At 67.0% G+C, this 19,060-nt stretch carries 15 protein-coding genes; 11 read left to right on the top strand and 4 right to left on the bottom strand.

Annotated elements, in window-relative coordinates; all coding sequences use genetic code 11:
• Positions 1-616 (bottom strand): AraC family transcriptional regulator (locus tag CGX12_RS14910; protein ID WP_142995645.1); only part of this gene is annotated, 616 nt, incomplete at its 3' end.
• 105 nt (positions 617-721) lie between these two features.
• Between CGX12_RS14910 and CGX12_RS14905 the strand changes: the two genes are divergently transcribed.
• Both CGX12_RS14905 and CGX12_RS14900 read left to right on the top strand, forming a co-directional pair.
• Positions 722-1,339: a LysE family translocator gene (locus CGX12_RS14905; RefSeq protein WP_094040650.1), complete on the top strand. Its 618-nt coding sequence runs from the start codon at positions 722-724 to the stop codon at positions 1,337-1,339.
• Between the two features lie 110 nt (positions 1,340-1,449).
• Complete coding sequence (locus CGX12_RS14900; protein ID WP_217898190.1) at positions 1,450-3,270, top strand: methyl-accepting chemotaxis protein; 1,821 nt, start codon at positions 1,450-1,452, stop codon at positions 3,268-3,270.
• 200 nt (positions 3,271-3,470) lie between these two features.
• Here the strand turns inward: CGX12_RS14900 and CGX12_RS14895 are convergent, their stop codons facing one another.
• Positions 3,471-4,733: a lytic murein transglycosylase gene (locus CGX12_RS14895; RefSeq protein ID WP_094040648.1), complete on the bottom strand. Its 1,263-nt coding sequence runs from the start codon at positions 4,731-4,733 to the stop codon at positions 3,471-3,473.
• Between the two features lie 195 nt (positions 4,734-4,928).
• Between CGX12_RS14895 and CGX12_RS14890 the strand changes: the two genes are divergently transcribed.
• The gene (locus tag CGX12_RS14890; RefSeq protein ID WP_094040653.1) at positions 4,929-5,612 is read left to right on the top strand and encodes a type 1 glutamine amidotransferase domain-containing protein; all 684 of its coding nucleotides are present in this window, start codon (positions 4,929-4,931) and stop codon (positions 5,610-5,612) included.
• 17 nt (positions 5,613-5,629) lie between these two features.
• Here CGX12_RS14890 and CGX12_RS14885 read toward each other — a convergent pair whose 3' ends face one another.
• Positions 5,630-6,280, bottom strand: coding sequence for a phosphoribosyltransferase (locus CGX12_RS14885; RefSeq protein WP_094040647.1), 651 nt, complete (start codon positions 6,278-6,280; stop codon positions 5,630-5,632).
• A gap of 158 nt (positions 6,281-6,438) precedes the next feature.
• On the opposite strand from CGX12_RS14885, the gene CGX12_RS14880 reads away from it, so the two are divergent.
• From CGX12_RS14880 to CGX12_RS14855, 6 genes are all read left to right on the top strand, one after another.
• Positions 6,439-8,070, top strand: coding sequence for a Na/Pi cotransporter family protein (locus CGX12_RS14880; RefSeq protein ID WP_142995644.1), 1,632 nt, complete (start codon positions 6,439-6,441; stop codon positions 8,068-8,070).
• Positions 8,067-8,381: a hypothetical protein gene (locus CGX12_RS14875; RefSeq protein ID WP_142995643.1), complete on the top strand. Its 315-nt coding sequence runs from the start codon at positions 8,067-8,069 to the stop codon at positions 8,379-8,381. Before CGX12_RS14880 ends, CGX12_RS14875 begins: the two co-directional genes overlap by 4 nt.
• A 36-nt stretch (positions 8,382-8,417) precedes the next feature.
• The gene (locus tag CGX12_RS14870) at positions 8,418-8,900 is read left to right on the top strand and encodes a GNAT family N-acetyltransferase (protein WP_094040644.1); all 483 of its coding nucleotides are present in this window, start codon (positions 8,418-8,420) and stop codon (positions 8,898-8,900) included.
• A gap of 86 nt (positions 8,901-8,986) precedes the next feature.
• A complete protein-coding gene (purU, locus tag CGX12_RS14865) occupies positions 8,987-9,856 on the top strand; it encodes a formyltetrahydrofolate deformylase (protein WP_094040643.1) in 870 nt (289 codons plus the stop codon).
• A gap of 187 nt (positions 9,857-10,043) precedes the next feature.
• Positions 10,044-11,987: a bifunctional metallophosphatase/5'-nucleotidase gene (locus tag CGX12_RS14860; protein WP_094040642.1), complete on the top strand. Its 1,944-nt coding sequence runs from the start codon at positions 10,044-10,046 to the stop codon at positions 11,985-11,987.
• A 199-nt stretch (positions 11,988-12,186) separates the two neighbouring features.
• The gene (locus CGX12_RS14855; RefSeq protein WP_142995642.1) at positions 12,187-15,651 is read left to right on the top strand and encodes a mechanosensitive ion channel domain-containing protein; all 3,465 of its coding nucleotides are present in this window, start codon (positions 12,187-12,189) and stop codon (positions 15,649-15,651) included.
• Positions 15,652-15,657: 6 nt separating this feature from the next.
• On the opposite strand, the gene CGX12_RS14850 is transcribed toward CGX12_RS14855, so the two are convergent.
• Positions 15,658-16,089, bottom strand: coding sequence for a hypothetical protein (locus tag CGX12_RS14850; protein WP_094040640.1), 432 nt, complete (start codon positions 16,087-16,089; stop codon positions 15,658-15,660).
• Between the two features lie 218 nt (positions 16,090-16,307).
• On the opposite strand from CGX12_RS14850, the gene CGX12_RS14845 reads away from it, so the two are divergent.
• Both CGX12_RS14845 and CGX12_RS14840 read left to right on the top strand, forming a co-directional pair.
• Complete coding sequence (locus CGX12_RS14845; RefSeq protein WP_217898189.1) at positions 16,308-16,850, top strand: putative pterin-binding protein; 543 nt, start codon at positions 16,308-16,310, stop codon at positions 16,848-16,850.
• Between the two features lie 2 nt (positions 16,851-16,852).
• Positions 16,853-18,754: a putative bifunctional diguanylate cyclase/phosphodiesterase gene (locus tag CGX12_RS14840; RefSeq protein WP_254918309.1), complete on the top strand. Its 1,902-nt coding sequence runs from the start codon at positions 16,853-16,855 to the stop codon at positions 18,752-18,754.
• Positions 18,755-19,060: the final 306 nt, after the last annotated feature.

The following is a 19,060-nucleotide window of genomic DNA, read 5'->3' as shown; positions in this document are numbered from 1 at the left end:
GGGTTCGGGCCTCGTCCACCAGCATGTCCGCCAGCCCCTTCAGCGCCCGCTCCCGGCCGCAGTGGCGGGCGAGCAGCTCGGTGGCCAGCTCGATGGCGGCGCTGCCGCCGGCGCAGCTGATGCGCTTGCCGTCCAGCAGGTACAGCTGCTCCGTGGTCATGGGGAGCTGCGGAAAGGCGGTGGCGAACTCCCGGGCGTGGCGCCAGTGCACCGCCACCCGGTGCCCCGCCAGCAGGCCGGCCTCGGCCAGCAGGAAGCAGGCGTTGTCGATGCTGGCAAGGCTGAGGCCGTGGGCCCGGGCCAGGCGCAGCAGCGCCCGGTAGCGGGGGGCCAGGTGCCGGGTCTGGCCCGCTTCGCGGCCGCCGAAGATCACCAGGTACTGGTAACGGGACCAGTCCAGCTCGCGGACCGTGACCTGGGTGCAGACCTCCACCCCGCAGCTGGCGGTCACCCTTTCCTCCGGCGCCAGGCCCAGTATCCGCCAGCGGCAATAGCGCTGGCGGCTGTGATCCTCGTCGTCGGCGGAAAAACGCAGCTTGTCGAGAAAGCCGCCGAAGGGCAGCAGGGCGAAGCCGGGCAGGGGCAGCAGCAGAAAACCGACGTCGGGGCTTGGCATGGGGGATCCATAGGTCCAGATATTCCCTTTTTATGTCCTATTTCTCCGGTAAAGGGAAGGGGCGGGGGCGGCATAATGGGGCCATCACCCACCACGGAGATCCTCATGACCCTGGAAACCTGGCTCGTCTACCTGGCCGCCAGCATCGGCCTTTCCCTCACCCCCGGCCCCAACGGCCTGCTTGCCCTGACCCACGGCGCCCTCTACGGTCCGGGCCGGACCCTGGCCACCATCGGCGGCGGCGCCCTGGGCTTTATGGGGGTGATCGGCCTGTCGATGTTCGGCATCGCCTCCGTGCTGAGCCTGGCGGGCGAACTGCTGCTGGTGATGAAGGTCGTCGGCGGCCTCTACCTGGTGTGGCTGGGGGTGCAGGTCTGGCGCTCGCCGGCGCCGGGCGGCGGATTCGGCGCCCTGGAGGGCGGGGCCTCCGGCTGGGCCATGGCCCGCCAGGGCCTGCTGTCGGCCCTGGCCAATCCCAAGGCCATCCTGTTCTTCGCCGCCTTCCTGCCCCAGTTTATCGATCCCGCGGCCAGCCTCTGGTGGCAGTTCGTCATCATGGCGGTGACCTTCGCCCTGGTGGAGTGCCTGACCGAACTCCTGATCGCCGGCTTCGCCAGCCGGCTGTCCGGCTGGCTGGCCCGCAGCGGAAGGGGCTTCAACCGCGCCTGCGGCGGCGTCTTCATGCTGATCGGCGCCTGGCTGCCGCTCAGCCGCTCATCCTGATCCCGCCCTTGTCGTGCACCAGGTCAAAGTTTCCGCATGAAACTGTAGCCTGGTGCCGGGGATGGCTTACTATGTTGCAGCTGAGATGACAGATTAGCGCCGTCCGCACCATGGAATCAGACCACGAGAGCATCAGGATGAACCTCTACCGCACCATAGAAAAAACCTTCTGGTATACCCTCACCCGCAAGATAGTGGGCAATGTCGGCGCCTTGCTGTTGCCGCAACTGCTGCTGGTCGGCCTGTCGCTGTACTATCTGGGCCGGGTACGCCACGACATCGAGCTGGCCGGCCTGGACGCCGCCGCCCTGGAGCCGGTGCTGCGACAGTTCGGCTGGCTGATCCTGGCCTGCGGCGGCCTGGCCCTGGCCGTCGGCGTCTTTATCGTGTTCTTTATGCGCGAGATTTTTGTCCGGCCGATCAAGGACATCACCGCGGCCCTGCAGGCGGTGAAGGACAGGAACGGCGACATCTCGGCGACCCTGCCCGACTACACCTTCGATGAAATCTCCACCATGGCCAGGAGCTACAACGACTTCGCCGACAAGCTGCGGGCGATGATCAGCGAAGCCCGGCTGAACTCGATCAGGGTGGCCGTCAACGCCACCCACCTGCAGCAGATGATAGGCCATGCCGGCCATTCCTCCGCCGGCCAGGAGAAGATCGCCCAGCAGATCTTCGAGTCCAGCCGGCAGGCGACCCTGGCGGTGGAGGAGATCGCCGCCAACACCGTGGACATCAGCCAGCAGACCAGCCACAACCTGGCGGAGGTGCGCCAGTCAAGCGAGGAATTGCGGCTGGCGGTGGACAAGATCAAGGCGGTGGAGCAACTGACCCGGGAGTTCGGCAAGACGGTCCATACCCTGAGCCAGAACTCCCGCAATATCCAGAACATACTGGGGCTGGTGCAGGACTTTTCCGAGCAGACCAACCTGCTGGCCCTGAACGCCAGCATCGAGGCGGCCCGCGCCGGCGAGGCCGGCCGGGGCTTCGCGGTGGTGGCGGACGAGGTGCGCAACCTGGCCCGCAAGGTGGGGGAGGCCACCCAGGAAATACACCGCAATATCGGCGAGATGACCAGCCTGGTGCAGAGCACCCGCGAGGGGGCCGAGACCATCAGCCAGCACATCCAGGAAACGGACCTGTTCATGAGCCGCAACCGGGATCAGTTCGGCGCCATGGTGGCGGATTTCGAGCAGATGAACCAGCAGCTCACCACCATTTCCGCCGCCCTGGACGAACTCTCCTACACCAATAAGGAATCCCACCAGCACGTGGAGTCCATCGCCGGGCTCTCCGTCACCATGAAGGACAACATGAGCCGGTCCCGGGAGTTTTCCTCGTCGCTGGAAGGCGCCACCGAGGCCACCCTGGAGCTGCTGTCCCAGTTTATCGTGGGGCAGGGGGATTTCGAGCGGATCACCCGGCTGGGAACCCGCTGGGCGGATGAAGTGGGCAGCCTGCTGGGGCGCTTCGCGGACCAGGGCGTCAACCTGTTCGACCAGAACTACCGGCCGGTCAACCCGGGCCAGGAGCCGGCCCAGTTCCTGACCGGGTACGTCGCGGCGGTGGAGGGCGAACTGCAGGCACTCTACGACAGCTTCATCAAGGCGCATCCGGAGTTCGTCTACGTGGTGGGGGTGGACACCAAGGGCTATATCCCGGTGCACCACGGCAAGCACTCCCAGCCCCTGAGCGGCGACCGGGAGCGGGACAATATCCACTGCCGCCATCGCCGGCTCTACAACCAGAGCCGCCAGGAGCGGCGCCGCTGCAACCACGAGAAGCCCTTCCTGCTGCAGAGCTATATCCGCAACACCGGTGAGGTGATCAACGATCTGTCCATTCCCCTTTACGTCAAGGGCCGGCACTGGGGCTCGCTGATCCTCGGCTTCGACGCCGGCCACCTGCTGGCGGACAAGGCGGCCTGAAAAAACAGGGCCGCCTGCGTTCCACCACCTTCTTGGGGCGCGGGCGGCCCGCCCGCATCAGGGGGCACCGAGGTGGGTTAGACAGAGCCCAACCCGCGATGCCTGTTCTGCCCCGAGCCCTTTTAAGCCTGGGATGTGCCAGGCCAACCCGAGGATGCGCGCTTCGCGCGAAGGCAGGCGGGCCGCCTGCGCTCCCGGCCTCAGCGCAGTTGCTTGAGCAGCGACTCGCTGGCGTAGCCGTCGGCCACCTGGCCGCGAGACTGCTGGAAGGCGCGGATGGCGCTGATGGTATTGGGGCCGATGACCCCGTCGGCGCCCCGGGTGTCGAAGCCCCGGGCGGTGAGCCGGCGCTGCAGCTCTTCCTTCTCGACCCGGCTCAGGGCCCGCTCGTGCCGTGGCCAGGGAGTGCGGAACTCGCCGCCGCCGGCCAGTTTGTCGCCCAGGTGGCCCACCGCCATGGCGTAGGAGGTGGCGTTGTTGTAGCGACGGATCACCCGGAAGTTGTTGTAGATCACGAAGGCCGGACCCTGGGCGCCGGCGGGCACCAGTATGGCGGCCTCGCCGTGATCCGGCAGCGGCCGGCCGTCGAGGGTGGTGATGCCCCTGCCGCGCCAGTAGGCCACGGGCTGGCGGTTGTCCTGATCCGCCAGGCCGTAGTCGAAGCCGGCCGGCAGTTTCACTTCCAGTCCCCAGGGCGCGCCCTGCTGCCAGCCGAAACGGGCCAGGTAGTAGGCGGTGGAGGCCAGGGCATCGGTGGGATCCTCGCCCCAGATGTCCCGCTTGCCGTCGCCGGTGAAGTCCTGGGCATACTGCAGGTAGCTGGTGGGCATGAACTGGGTGTGGCCCATGGCGCCGGCCCAGGAGCCGCGCATCCGCTCGGGGCTGGTGTCGCCCGACTGCAGTATCCTGAGCGCGGCGATCAGCTGCTCTTCGGCAAAGCTGCGGCGGCGGCCCTCGAAGGCGAGGGTGGCCAGGCCCTCGATGATGCCGGTGTTGCCCCGGAAGGAGCCGTAGTTGGTCTCCATGCCCCAGATGGCCAGTACCACCTTGGCGTCTACCCCGTAGCGGGTTTCGATGGCCTTGAGGGTGGGGGCCAGCTCCTGCCATTTCTGGCGACCGTTGCTGACGCGGGTGGCGGAGGTGGCGGTGTCCAGGTATTCCCAGATCTGCTTGGTGAACTCGGCCTGGCGTCCGTCCAGGCGCATCACCTCCTGGTTCAGTTTGACGTCCCTGAAGGCGGCGTCGAACACCGCCGGGCGAATGCCGGCGGCCAGGGCGCGACCGCGGAAACCCTGCCGCCAGGCGGCAAAGCTCTGCTGCTCGGCGGCGCCGGGCGGCACAGTGCTGGCCGCCGGCTGCGGTGGCTGGACGGCGGCGGGGGCCGGCTGCGAGGTTTCGGCCTGGCCGGCGCAGCCGCTGAGCACGGCGCCGATCACCAGGGCACTGAGGTAAGCTTGTTTCAAATTCTTATCCCGTCGGTTGGCTTGACTGCCCGCAGCATATCCCAAGCCGGAAAAAATTAAAGGGGTTTGCGGGCTGTCGCCCGCGTTGCCTTGCCGTTGGCCACGTAAATCGTCCCGCCCCGGCCCATTTTGACGGCAGCGGGACTAAGCTTGCACTGGTAACCGGTTGCCGATGGCAGGGAGAAGGTGATGAAGATGAAACAGAAAATTCTGGTGGTGGTGACCAGCGTGGAAAAATACCCCAACCTGAACCGGGCCACCGGCCTGTGGCTGGGCGAGGCGGTGCATTTCGTCAGCAGGATGGAGGAGGCCGGCTACCAGGTCGACTATGTCAGCCCCAGGGGCGGCTATACCCCCATCGATCCCCACAGCCTGGCCATGGCCGACGAGCTGGACTGGCGCTGGTACCAGAACAAGGCCTTTATGAACCGGCTGGGGGCGACCCTCAGCCCCGCCGAGGTCGATCCGGACGATTATGTCGCTATCTATTACGCCGGTGGCCACGGCGTCATCTGGGATTTTCCCGACAACGAGTCGCTGCAACTGATCGGCCAGCGCATCTACGAGAGCGGCGGCATCGTCTCTTCCGTCTGCCACGGGGCCGCCGGCCTGTTCAATATCCGGCTGAGCGACGGTTCCCTGCTGATCAAGGGCAAGGAGGTGACCGGCTTTTCCAACGAGGAGGAAAAACTGGCCGAGCTGGATCGGTTTGTACCCTTTCTCACCGAGGATGAACTGGTCAAACGCGGCGCCCTCTACCAGAAGGCGGAGGCACCCTGGCTGCCCCTGGCGGTGAGCGATCAGCGGTTGATCACCGGGCAGAACCCGGCCTCCGGCGGACCGGTGGCCGAGCTGGTCTTGCTGGAGCTGGAGGGATGACCCCGGTTGTCGTCCGCTTACGGCAACGAGCCCGGCTTGGCCGCCTCGGCCAGCAGTTCACGGACCTCCTGGTCTTCGGTCTGGCCGAAGTCGAGATAATACTGGCCGACCGAGCCGAATGCCGGGCTCACCAGCAGGGCGACGAACTCGTCCGCCAGGGCCCGGATCCGGGCCGCCGCCTCGGTTGAGCTGACCGGCACCGCCACCACCAGCCGTGCCGGCCGCCGGCTTTTCACCGCCCGTACCGCCGCCTCCATGGTGGCGCCGGTGGCCAGGCCGTCGTCCACCAGCAGCACGGTGGCGCCGGCCAGCGCAAGGGGCGGGGCATCGCTCCGGTAGGCGTGTTCCCGGCGTTCGAGCTCCGCCCGCGCCCGGCGGAGCACGGCCTCGATCCGCTGCTGCTCGAGGCGGCCGCGGATCTCCGGGTTCCACACCAGGATATCGCCCGAGGCGATGGCGCCCATGGCCAGTTCCTCGTGGTGGGGATGGCCGAGCTTGCGCACCAGCAGCACGTCGAGGGGCGCGCCCAGGTCCTTCGCCACCTCGAAGGCCACCGGTACCCCGCCCCGGGGCAGGCCCAGCACCAGCAGGTCGGGGCGGCCCCGGTAATGCCGCAGGGCCCTGGCCAGGGCCTGGCCGGCGGCGCGTCGATGGAGGAAGGGGGACATGGCGGTGCTCCTGTGCTGACTCCTGTCTTAACCCTAGCAAAAATCCGGCAAAATCCGCCTGCCCCGGCAGCTAGCCCGGCCAGGCTTTGTTATCATCGCTGTTTTGTCGGGCCCCGAGGCGGCCCGTGGGCATCATCGGCACCGGGAGCGGTTTCACCATGTTCACCACCATCGGCACCCTGCTTGGCGGCATCGGCCTCTTCCTGCTGGGCATGATACTGCTGACCGAGGGGCTGACCGCCCTGGCCGGGGACCGGCTGCGCACCACCCTGGGCCGGCTGACCGGCTCCAGGATCAAGGCGGTGCTGAGCGGGGCGGCCATCACCGCCCTGGTGCAGTCTTCCCATGCCACCACCCTGGCCACCATCGGTTTCGTGTCCGCCGGCCTGCTGTCCCTGAGCCAGGCCATCGGCGTGGTGATCGGCGCCAACCTGGGCACCACCAGCACCGGCTGGCTGGTGTCCCTGCTCGGGCTCAAGCTGTCCATCGGCAGCCTGCTGCTGCCCCTGGTCGGCGTCGGCGTGCTGCTGCGGCTGCTGGGCAAGGGACGGCTGGCCTCGGCCGGCATCGCCCTGGCCGGCTTCGGGGTGCTGTTCGTGGGGCTGGACCTGCTGCAAAGCGGCATGGGCGGGCTGGCGGAGCGCATCGACCTCAGCCGGTTCGGCGCCGCCACCCTGGGTGCGCGCTTTATGCTGCTGCTGGTGGGACTGGTTATGACGCTGCTGATGCAGTCCTCCAGCGCCGCCCTGGCCATCACCCTGACCGCCCTTGCCACGGGCACCCTGTCCCTGGAGCAGGCCGGGGCCATGGTCATCGGCCAGAACCTGGGCTCCACCTTTACCGCCGCCCTGGCCGCCATCGGCGCCACCATCGCCGCCAAGCGCACCGCCCTTATCCATATTCTGTTCAATATCGGGGCCGGCACCCTGGCTTTCTTTATTCTGCCGCTGCTGATCTGGCTGGCCGACTGGCTCACCGGCGACGGCCTGGGCGACCACCAGGCCCTGACTCTGGCCGCTTTCCATACCCTGTTCAATCTGCTGGGGGCGGCGCTGTTCCTGCCCTTTACCGCCCAACTGGCGGCCCTGGCCGAGCGGCTGTTGCCGGAGCCGCGGCCCGCCCTGACCCGCCACCTCGACGCCAGCATGCAGGTGGTGCCCTCCCTGGCGGTGGAGGCGGCCCACGGCACCCTGCGCCAGTGCGCCCAGGTGGTGCTGCAGAACGCCGCCGCCCGGCTGCGCAACGAGGAGGCCGGTTTCGTGGTGGCCAACCTGGACGAGGCCCGGGACGCCACCGAGGTGGTGGCCCGTTACCTGGCCCGGCTGCCGGAGGCGGAAGGGGAGGTGCTCAACCGGCTCAACGCCTGCCTGCACCTGCTCGATCATGTGCGCCAGAGCGCCCACGAGGCGCTCAAGATCCGCTGGGAGCCCCAGGTGCAGGCCATCATCCCGCTCAGCCAGCACGCCCGGGAGCTGGCGGCGCTGCTGCTCAACGCCGCCCAGGCGCTGACCGACCACCGGCAGGAAGAGGATATCGAGCAGGCCTTGCAGGCCCTGCGCCAGCACAACCAGGATATCCGCTTGTCCATTTTGCAGGCCTCGGCCACCCGCAAGCTGGCGATGGAGGCCACCCTCGACGGCCTGACCCTGGCGCGCAGTTGCGAGCGGCTCAGTTACCATGGCGAACGCTGCCTGTTTTACTTGCAGGGCCTGGCCGGCAAGGACAAAATCGCCCCGGGCAGCCTGGTCGAGGCCGGCCCCGAACCCATAGCAGATGAGGAAAACGTGTGAAGTGTCCCAGTTGTGAGCAAGTGATCCGCCCCGCCCAGGTGACCGAACGGGAAAGCCGGGGGCTCGATGTGCATTTTCGTTGCCCCCACTGCGGTGCGCGCCTGTCGGTCAACGGCCGTGCCACCCGCGCCAAGCTGATGGGCTTCGTGCTGCTGCTGTCCGGCTCCGGCGTCATGCTGTGGGGGCCGGCGCCGGCCTGGATCTTCGGCGTCATGGTGTGCCTGGCGGGCGGGGTCATGGCCCTGGTCGCCCGCAACAGGGAGATGAAGCTGCGCTGGTTGGACAAGCCCGACGGGGCGGACAAGAATTAACAGACCGCCCGGACCGACCATGCTCTCGGAGCCGACATGTATCTGATCAGAGACTATCAAGAGACCGATCTCAGCAGCCTGGAGCTGATCTACCACGATGCGGTCATGGCCCAGGGGCGGCAGGGCTACAGCGACGACCAGGTCGCGGTGTGGGCCTCCTTTCCCTATCTGTACCCGGATGAATTCAAGGCCCTGATCCGGGACGGCTACACCCGCATCATGGCCTTCCAGCAGATCCCCGTGGCCTTCGCCACCCTGCACCCGGACGATCACCTGGCCCTGCTTTACGTGCTGGCCGAGCATACCGGGCGGGGCCTGGCCGGCCGGCTCTGTGCGGATATCGAGGCCGAGGCGGCCCGGCGTGGCGTGGCGCGGCTGCGCACCGATGCCAGCCTGCTGTCCAAGCCCCTGTTCGAGCAGCGCGGCTTCCTGCTGCTGAGCCGGCAGGAGGTCAACCGGGGCGGGCTGGTGTTCACCCGCTTCCTGATGGAAAAACCGCTGGCGCCACCGTCTGCCTGAGCCACTGGCACAATGGCGCGGATTGCCGCAAAATAGCGGGCTCGCGCCGTGAGGGTACATCATTTATCTGGGTAGGGAGGGCATCCGTGGCCAAGCCGAGAGACACCTATTATCTGACCGCCCATTGTCGGGGCAGCCTGGGCACCGTGGACGTGGTGACCCGTTACCTGCGCGAGCAGGGCTGTTACGTGGTGGAAATGCAGACCTTCGACGACGTCATCAGCGAACACTTCTTTATCCGGGTGGAATTCCGCCCGCCCCGGGAGCCCGCCTTCGACGAAGACGGTTTCCGGGCCGGTTTCCGCCCCCGGGCCGAACAGTTCGGGATGCAGTGGGAACTGACCGCCACCCGCCACAGGCCCAATGTGGTGATACTGGTGTCGAAGTTCGATCACTGCCTCAACGATCTGCTCTACCGCTACCGTACCGGCCAGCTGGCCATCGAGATCCCGGCCATCATCTCCAACCACCCGGACTTGCAGCGCCTGGCCGACTGGCATCACATTCCCTATTACCACCTGCCGGTGAACGACGCCAACCGGGCGGAGCAGGAGGCCCAGGTGCTCGCCATCATCAGGGAGTGCGAGGCGGATCTGGTGGTGCTGGCGCGCTATATGCAAGTGCTGAGCCCCGCCATGTGCGCCGCGCTCGAGGGCTGGGCCATCAATATCCACCATTCCCTGCTGCCCGGCTTCAAGGGCGCCAAACCCTACCACCAGGCCTACGACAAGGGGGTCAAGCTGGTGGGGGCCACCGCCCACTACATCAACAACGATCTGGACGAGGGCCCCATCATCACCCAGGGGGTGGAGGTGGTGGATCACAGCCATTACCCGGAACAGTTGATCGCCAAGGGGCGGGACATCGAATGCATCACCCTGGCCCGGGCGGTGCAGTACCATATCGAGCGGCGGGTGTTCCTGCACAACGGCAAGACGGTGGTCTTTACCAGTTGAGCCCTGCGGCAGGTACGGCCGCCGTAGGGCCGAATTTATTCGACCGAACCACGGTGCCGATGGCGAGTGGTCCACGGAAGTGGACCCTACGGCAGGCCCCGGTGCATTTTGTAGGGTCGACTTCAGTCGACCAGGCACGCAGAACCCAAGAGCACGACATTTATCAATAAACGGAGTTTATCCATCCATGAATAAAAGCATAGTGGCCGGGGTACTGGCCCTGGCGCTGGCGGGCTGTGCCAGCCAGCAGCCGGATCAGCCCTTTACCCTGACCGTGGCCCATATCAACGACACCCATTCCCACTTCGATCCCAGCGATGCGCGGCTGGAACTCGGCAACCGGGCCCTGTTCACCCGCCTGGGCGGCCATCCCCGCCTGCTCAGTTTCGCCAACGGACTCAAGGAGCAGGCCGCCGCCGCCGATCAGCCCATCCTCTTCCTGCACGGCGGCGATGCCTGGCAGGGCACCGGCTACTTCAAGCTCAACCAGGGCGCCATGAACGCCGACGTGCTGAGCCGGATGCAGCTTGATGCCATGGCGCTCGGCAACCACGAGTTCGATCTCGACAACGAGCGCCTGGCCGCCTTTATCGGCAGCGTCGAGTTCCCGGTGCTGGCCGCCAACCTGGACGCCAGCCGGGATCCGCACCTGGCCGAGGCGGGCAACCTCAAGCCCTATGTGCTCTACGCCTTCGACGGCAACAAGAAGCGCCGGGTCGAGACCCTGAAGGACGCCGGTCGCCGGCCGGTGGTGGCGGTGATGGGCGTGGTGCTGGAGGACATGGCCGACATCGCCCCCAACGTGGGCGAACTGCGGTTCGAGCAGGAAGTGCAGGGCGCCCAGCGCACCGTGCGCCACCTGCGCGAGATGGGGGTGAAGAACATCATCGCCATCACCCACCTGGGGCTGGAGCGGGATCAGCGCCTGGCAAAAGAGGTGAACGGCATCGATCTGATCGTGGGCGGCCATTCCCACAGCCTGCTCGGCGACTTCCGCAACCTGGGTTGGGAGCAAAATGAGCCCTATGCCCAGGTGTTCACCAACCAGGACGGCCGTGGCAAGACCTGCGTGGTGCAGGCCGGCCAGTATGCCCAGGCCATGGGCCGGGTGGACCTGACCCTGACCCCCGACGGCCGGCTGCTGCGCTGCGAGGGCGGCAATACCCTGCTGTCCGACAACGCCTTCTTCCGCGATATCCGCCGCGCCGAGCAGCACCGCCTGTCCGGACAGGACGCCGAGCGGGTCGCCGCCTATATCGAGGCCCAGCCCAATATCGCCCTGGTGGAGGAAGATCCAGCCCTGCGCGCCCATATCGACGAGAACTACAAGCCGGCCCTGGACCGGGCCTATGGCCGGGTGATCGGCCATGTGCCCGCCGCGCTCAGGCACGTGCGGTTGCCGGTAAATGGCGAGGGTTCCGAAGTGGCTCCCCTGGTGGCGGCCAGCCAGCTGTACTGGGCCAATACCCCCGCGGTGCAGGCGGTGACCGGCCGGCGCGCCGACATCGCCCTGGTCGGCGCCGGCGGCGTGCGCACCAGCCTGGAGCCCGGCGAGCTCAAGGAAGGCCACGTCACCCTGGAACTGCTGCCCTTCGCCAACGCCATGAGCATCGTTTCCCTCACCGGCCGCCAGGTGGCGGGCCTGCTGCTGGAGACCATCAACGCCTCCCTGCCCGAGGGCGCCCACACCGGCAAGTTCCCCTATGTGGCGGGCCTGCGTTACCAGTTTGACGAAACCGGCAGGGACAGGGGCTTTCTCAGCCGTATCGAGGTCCGGCGCGACGGCCAGTGGCAGCGGCTTGACCCCGAAGCCAGCTACCAGGTGGTGATGACCAGCTACAACGCCTCCGGCAACGACGGCTGGAACACCCTGTTCGCGACCCAGCAGGTGCTGACCGACCGGCTGGATCTGGCCTTTGTCAACGGCAAGCTTGCCGCCTTCCCGGTGGCCCGCCTGAGCAAGACCGACGGCGGCCGGGTGCAGGTGCACTACATCAACCAGCCGCTGGACTGCAAGGCCCAGGGCGTGCGCTGCAACACCGACGCCCAGGCCTTTGTCGACTACGTGCGCAGCCAGCGACCGGTACTGACCGCCCTGCCGGAGTCGGGCATTACCCTTAACCGGCTCTGACCGAGACTGGGGCTGGGAACCGGGAACCGGGGATTGTCCGGTTCCCGGTTCCGGTCTTCAATCCAGAATCCCCAATCCCCAATCCCCATTTCATTCCGGGGCTCGCCGGCCCCGTCCCTTCTGGCGTATTATCTAGCCCTGTTTTTTCTCCTCGAGTGCGTGGCTGTCTATGCGTCGTTCCGCTAGTGCCGGTGTGGGTGTGACCGGCTGGTTGCTTTGTCTGCTGTTATGGTGGGGCCTGCCTGCCCAGGCCCAGGCCCAGGCCCAGGCCCAGGCCCAGGCCCAGGCCCAGGCCCAGGCTCAGGCTCAGGCTCAGGCCGAGGTGCAGGCTCAGGCCGGGGTTCTCGACCAGGATCCCAACACGGCCGCCTTGCTGCTGACTCGGCAACTGCCCGAGTTGCGCACGGCCCTGGCCCAGGGGCGCGAACAACTGGAAACCCAGGTCGCGGCCATCGACGATGCGCCGGCCCAGGCCTGGCTGAACGGAGAACTGGCGACCCGGGCCGGACAGCAGCTGGAAAACGAGGCGCTGTCCGAGCCGGAGCGCCAGCTCTGGCAGCAGGTGCTGGATGTTGAGAAAGCCGCCACGGCCCGGCTCAAGGGCGCGCTGGAGCGGGTCGAGCTGGCCCGCGGTTTCGATGAGCGTCTGAGCCAGGCCCGCCAGCAGCTGGACGAATTCGGTCGCCTGCTCACCGAGTTTGACCAGCAGGAGGTTTCCCTCACCCGCATCGAGAGCGACATCGGCGAGTACCAGGTTCGCCACAACCGGCTGCTGAGCGAGCTGGAGCAGAAACAGCAGGCCCAGGCCCGGCTCGAAGAGCAGTTACGTGGCCAGCAGCAGAGCCTGGAGGAGATCCGGCGTCAGCCGGTGGAGGAGATAGCGGTGCCGGCGGCCGGGGAAGAGCAACCGGGCCTGGCCGAGGCGGTGGAGCAACTGCAACTGGCGGCCCGGCGGCAGCAGGAAGCCCGGTTGCTGGCCGCCGAACTCGATGCCAGGACCATACCGGTGCGGCTGGAACTGCTGCGGCTGGAGATCCAGGCCCTGGGCCTGGCGGAGCAGTTGCTCGGGCTGCACCTGCAGGTGCTGGAAGCGGAGTTCAACCAGCGCTCATCCGCCGAGCTGCGGGCGCTCAGCGTGGAGCTGCACCAGTTGACCGAGCGTGAGCCGGAGGCCGCCAGCCGGTTCTCCGCCGAGTTGACGGCGCTGCGCGGCAACATCGACGCCGTGGCGGCGGCCTATGAGCAGCTGCGGGTACTGCAGGCGCGACGGGACGACTACGGCCAGCGGGAAACCCGCCTGGCCCAGACCCTGGGCAGCATTCGGGAGCGGCTCGAGATCGGCGGCCTGACCGAGGCCCTGGGCGTCCAGTTCCTGGATGAGAAGCGCCGGCTCAACGAATACAAGGAATCCCGCTTTTCCCTGCGGGAACTGGAGCGGGAGCTGGCCCAGTCCCGGCTGCGCAGCATTTCCCTGCGTGACCAGCTCCGCGAGCTGGAGGCCCAGCCGCCCCTGCTGACCGAGGACCCGGCCCGGAGCGAGTTGAACCGGATCAAGTTCCAGATCCTGAGCCTGCAACTGCAGGCGGAAGAGCAGCTCAGTGAGCAGCTGCGCCAGAACGAGGTGCGGCTGCGGGAGGTGAACCGGCTGGTGACGGAGCTGGATCAGGTGCTGGGCGAGAGCCTGCTGTGGTGGCCCAGCCATTCGGTGATCGATCTGGACTGGCTGAAGCGCCTGCCCGACGCCACCCTGAGCCTGCTCACCCCGGGCAACTGGCGTTCGCTGGTGGCCGTGCTCTGGTTGGTGGTGACGGCCAATCCCCTGGGGACCGTGCTGGTGGTGGCGCTGGCGGCCCTGCTCGCCTGGTGGGGGCGCAACAGCCGGGCGCAGCTCGAGCAGATTGCGGAGCAGTGCTCCCACCGTTACACCGACAACATCAACCTGACCTTCAAGGCCATCGGCTGGAGCCTGCTGCGGGTGCTGCCGGTGCCGGTGTTGCTGCTGGCTGCGTCCCTGCAACCGGCGGGGCTGTCCGAATCGGATCCGGCGGTGGACGTGCTGGCCGTGACCCTGCGCAATATCGCCCTCTGGTGGCTGGTCGGCCACCTGTTCCTGTCCTTCACCCGCAAGGGCGGGCTGGGCCCGGTGCACTTCGACTGGCATCCCCTGCTGATGTCCCGGCTGCGCATCGTGCTGTCCTGGTTCCTGCCGCTGCAACTGCTGTTCATCCTGTTGCTGTCCCTGAGCTTCGCCCACCCGGACGAAGGCGTTTACGACGTGTTCGGGCGTATCAACCTGCTGCTGAGCACCCTGGTGAACGGCCTGGCCACCTGGCAGCTGCTGGCACCGCCTCCCCGCCATCAAACGGGCTTTATCAGCGAGCACAAGCGCCGCCTGCTGCGTGTCGGCATGAGCCTGCTATTCGCGGTGATGGGCGTGCTGATCCTGAGCGGTTACCTGCTCACCGTGGCCGAACTGCTGCCCCGCTTTATCGACAGCCTGGTGGTGCTGGCGCTGGTGTGGCTGGCCTACAGCCTGGCGGCCCGGGCCCTGATCCTGAGCGAGGTGCACCTGCTGATCCGCCGCCGGCGCGAGCAGAAGGCGAGGGAAGCGGAAGAGGAGAAAACACCGGCCGAAGGCGGTGTCGAACTGCCCGATCCCCACCTCAGCCTGGAACACATCAACCAGCAGACCCGTACCCTGCTGCGCACCGCCACCGCCACCGGACTGGTGGTGGCGCTGCTCTGGGTCTGGGCCGACGTGCTGCCGGCCCTGACCTGGCTCGATGGCATAACGCTCTGGTCCCGCACCATCACGGTGGGGGAGGCGGAGGTACTGAGCGCGGTCAGCCTGCAGGACTTCCTGCTGGCCTTCTTTCTCGGCGGCGTCTACCTGCTGGCCTCCCGTAACCTGCCCGGCCTGGTGGAGATACTGCTGGCCCGCAGCAGCCTGATGGACGCGGCCCACAGCTACACCGTCACCACCCTGCTGCGCTACGCCCTGGCGGTGATGGCGGTGATCACCGTGTTCTCCCTGCTCGGCCTGCGCTGGAGCGAGCTGCAGTGGATGGTGGCGGCCCTGACCCTGGGCCTGGGCTTCGGCCTGCAGGAGGTGGTGGCCAACTTCGTGTCGGGCATCATCATGCTGTTCGAGCGTCCGGTACGGGTGGGGGACACCATCACCATCGGCGAATACAGCGGCACGGTGGCGCGCATCCGCACCCGTGCCACCACCATCATCGACTGGGACAACAGGGAAATCGTGGTGCCCAACAAGGCCTTTATCACCGAGCGGCTGATCAACTGGACCCTGTCCGACAACGTGACCCGCATCGTGATCAAGGTGGGGGTGAGCTACAACGCCGACGTGGACAAGGCCAAGGCGCTGCTGGAGCAGATAGCGGTGGCCCACCCCCTGACCCTGGAGGAGCCGGCGCCCGCGGTGTTCTTCACCCTGTTCGGGGCCAGTACCCTGGATTTCGAGCTGCGCGTCTACGTGGACAAGATGAAGGATCGCATGGTCACCACCAGCGAGCTGCACTTCGCCATCCTCAAGGCCTTCCGCGAAGCCGGCATCGAGATCGCCTTTCCGCAGCTGGATCTGCATGTGCGCAACCTGCCCCGCGGTGGCGGCAGCGACAAGGAGGCACCGGCACAGCCGGCCTGACGAGGCTCAGCCCGCCGGCTGTACCGGCGGGCCGCAGCGCCGGTAGGGGCTGGCGGCGGCCACCGCCCGCAGGTTGGCGCCCAGGCTGACGTTGCCCGGATCCTCCACTTCCAGCCGGCCGGCTTGTTCGCCGGCATTGAAGCGGAAATGCAGGGCGTAGGTGTCGGCCACCTGGGGCGACAGCCAGATCTCTATGCCCTCGTAGCGGGCGCCGCCGGCGCAGCTCAGGCAGACGTCCACCGGCTCCACCTTGCCGCGTTTATTGCCCACCACTATGTAGAGGCCGCCGTCATCCAGGCTGACCAGGGGACGGGCCTGGCAGTCGCCGCCCGGGCCGTAGCTGCCATACAGCCCGGGCGAGAGCACGCCGGGGGCGAGGGGGATGGCCAGGGCCGGCAGCGCCGGCCAGAGCAGGGCCAGCAACAGGGTTGGTTTCATGGCGCTCACCTCGGGGAAAAACACCCTTGAAGTATAGTCCGGGCCCGTCACCGTTCGTCGCTAAGAGGCGGGCCGGCGAAACCGGGCCCGTGGCCGCCTCCGGATAAGCTCGACTTCGATTTACGACTGCTTTAACCTGCACTCCCGCCCATGCGGGCTGTTAAACCGGGAATCATTATCTAAGCTCTAATGAGTCCCTTGCTAGCTGGAGTAGCACCATGTTGCCGGATATGTCGTTTCTTCGGGGGATCTTCGTTCGCTCCCTCGCCTGTTTCTGCCTGTTGGTGGTGCTGGTTGGCGGAGCCCGGGCGGCCGACACCCTGCCATCGCCCGAAGGCACCGTGGTGCTCAGCGTGACCGGCAGGATAGGGGTGACCAATGCCAATGCCGAGGGGCGGGCCGACTTCGACCTGGCCATGCTCGGGCAACTGCCCCAGCACGAGTTCAATACCCTCACCCCCTGGACCACCCAGGTACACCGCTACCGCGGGGTCCTGCTGCGGGATCTGCTGGACCGGGTGGGGGCCGAGGGCGAGCGGGTCAGGGCCACGGCCCTGAATCAGTATCATGCGGATCTGCCCCCCGGGGTGGCTTCGGACTATCCGCTGCTGCTGGCGACCCACAGGGACGGGGAGCCGATGAGGGTGCGGGACAAGGGACCGATATGGATACTTCTGCCCCTGTCCGACCATCCCGAGCTCAATCTCAAGCAGCACCATGAAATGATGGTCTGGCAGCTCAGAACCCTGGATATCCGCTGATCGTGAACAAACTCAAGCTGCTGCTGCTGACCGCCATCGCCCTGTTGTTCGGCCTCAGCTCCATCTACAGCTACACCCGGGATCTGGACGTGGTGCAGTATGTGTCGGGCACCATCAAGGGCATCGGCTGGGCCAGCTCCGAGCTTGAGACCGAAGCGCTGAAGTTCGACCATGCCCTGAGCGAACTGGTGGCCGGCACCAACGACGAGGCCAACCTGCAACTGCGCTTCGAGCTGTTGTGGAGCCGGATCGAGGTGCTGCTGACGGGAGAAGAGAGCCAGCCGCTGCGGGAGCAACCCGGGGTGCTCCCGGTGTTGCAGGCATTCCGGGAGCAACTGGAGCTGTGGGAACCTCGGGTGTACGATCTGACCGCCGGTGACCGGGCCGGCATCCTCGCCCTGCAGCAGGAGCTGGCGCCCTACCGGGAACTGGCGCGGGAGGTCAATGTTGACAGTTTCTCCGGCGCCAACGTCTGGCAACAGCTCAACATCATCCAGGATATCCGCACCCGTTCCCTGCTGTATCTGACCGGCCTGCTCATCAGCGGCGGCCTGATGCTGTGGCTGCTGGTGCGGGAAAACCGGCGCAACCGCGAGCTGGCCTACCACGACATGCTGACCGGCCTGCCCAACCGCATGTATTTTTACCAGCTGATGGGGGAGGCACTGGCGGCCGCCCACAAGGAGCAACGGCCGTTTGCGCTGCACATGGTGGATCTGAACGGCTTCAAGGCCATCAACGACAGCCTGGGCCACGAGGTGGGGGATCGGCTGCTGCGGGTGATCGCCTCCCGCCTGCGTCAGGCCATCGGCGACCAGGGGGTGGTGGCCCGGCTCGGCGGCGACGAGTTCGTGGTGATCCAGCGCCGCCAGGCCGACGCCACCGGGGCGGAGCAGATGGCGTTGGCGCTGTGGCAGTCGCTGTCGCGGGAAGTGCGGCTCAACGACGGCTGCCTGTCGCCCATGGCCTGCATCGGCACCAGCCTGTACCCGGTTCACGGCGCCACCCTGCCGGAGCTGATGAGCCACGCGGACACCGCCATGTACTACGCCAAGAACAACCGCAAGGCCGCGGTGCGGCTGTTCGAGCCGGACATGGACGAGCGGCGCTTGCGTCGCCAGAAGCTGGCGGTGGCGCTGCAGGCCGCCCTGGAGAAGGACGAACTGAGCCTGCACTACCAGCCGATCTTTCACCTGGAAAGCGGCCGTATCGAATCCCTCGAGGCGCTGTTGCGCTGGCAGTCGCCGGAGTTCGGCCAGGTCAGCCCGCTGGAGCTGATCGCCGTGGCCGAGCACCATGGCCTGGCCTTCCGGCTCAACGACTGGGTGCTGCACCGGGCCTGCCGCCAGTTGCGCCAGTGGCAGTCGGCGGGCTTCGACTGGCTCAAGGTGAACGTCAATGTCAGCCCCAATATCTTTGTCCGGGGCCAACTGGCGGCCACGGTGGCGGACAGCCTGCGCGAGACCGGGGTAAAGGCGGAGAGCCTGGTGCTGGAGATCACCGAGGATACCAGCCTGTGGGACACGGCCGGCTCCCTCGACACCCTGCGCGAGCTGCGCCGGCTCGGGGTGGAGATCGCCCTCGACGACTTCGGCACCGGCTATTCCTCCTTCAGCCACCTGCGCCAGCTGCCGGTGAACAAACTCAAGATCGACAAGTCCTTCGTGGCCGATCTGTCGACAGACCAGCGCGCCTTCAACCTGGTCAAGACCATCGTCACCCTGGCCCACAGCCTGGACATGGCGGTGACCGCCGAAGGCATAGAGCAGCCCGAGCAGCAACGACTGTTGCAGCAACTGGGCTGCCAGCTGGGGCAGGGCTATCTGCTGGCCCGGCCCATGCAGGCCGACGCGGTGACCGACTGGCTGCCGCGGGACGGCCAGTCCCACTCCCAGCCCGCCTAAGGGGGCCCGCCGGCCTTCGCCCTCCTCGGTACTGTCCTCATGCGGGCGGGCCGCCCGCGCCCCAAGGCTCCATTTCAGTGGACCTTTCCACCAACGGCGCCGCGGTCAGTTGTAGGGTCCACTTCAGTGGACCTTTTCACCACCGGTGTCGCAGTCAGTTGTAGGGTCCACTTCAGTGGACCTTTTCACCACCGGTGCCGCGGTCAGTTGTAGGGTCCACTTCAGTGGACCTTTTCACCACCGGTGCTGTGGTTCGGTCGACTAAAGTCGACCCTACGGCTCACCCCTCACCCCTCACCCCTCACC

It is taken from the genome of Zobellella denitrificans (assembly GCF_002237365.1).
GTDB classification, from domain to species: Bacteria; Pseudomonadota; Gammaproteobacteria; order Enterobacterales; family Aeromonadaceae; genus Oceanimonas; species Oceanimonas denitrificans.
The sequence above is the reverse complement of the archived record's forward strand: the minus strand, read 5'-3'. Positions and strand labels throughout refer to the sequence as shown.

Coding starts and splice junctions, on each gene's coding strand:
- CGX12_RS14885 (WP_094040647.1), bottom strand. CDS start 6,280: ATGTCCCCCTTCCTCCATCGACGCGCCGCCGGCCAGGCCCTGGCCAGG.
- CGX12_RS14850 (WP_094040640.1), bottom strand. CDS start 16,089: ATGAAACCAACCCTGTTGCTGGCCCTGCTCTGGCCGGCGCTGCCGGCC.
- CGX12_RS14900 (WP_217898190.1), top strand. CDS start 1,450: ATGGAATCAGACCACGAGAGCATCAGGATGAACCTCTACCGCACCATA.
- CGX12_RS14880 (WP_142995644.1), top strand. CDS start 6,439: ATGTTCACCACCATCGGCACCCTGCTTGGCGGCATCGGCCTCTTCCTG.
- CGX12_RS14870 (WP_094040644.1), top strand. CDS start 8,418: ATGTATCTGATCAGAGACTATCAAGAGACCGATCTCAGCAGCCTGGAG.
- CGX12_RS14905 (WP_094040650.1), top strand. CDS start 722: ATGACCCTGGAAACCTGGCTCGTCTACCTGGCCGCCAGCATCGGCCTT.
- CGX12_RS14860 (WP_094040642.1), top strand. CDS start 10,044: ATGAATAAAAGCATAGTGGCCGGGGTACTGGCCCTGGCGCTGGCGGGC.
- CGX12_RS14890 (WP_094040653.1), top strand. CDS start 4,929: ATGAAACAGAAAATTCTGGTGGTGGTGACCAGCGTGGAAAAATACCCC.
- CGX12_RS14845 (WP_217898189.1), top strand. CDS start 16,308: ATGTTGCCGGATATGTCGTTTCTTCGGGGGATCTTCGTTCGCTCCCTC.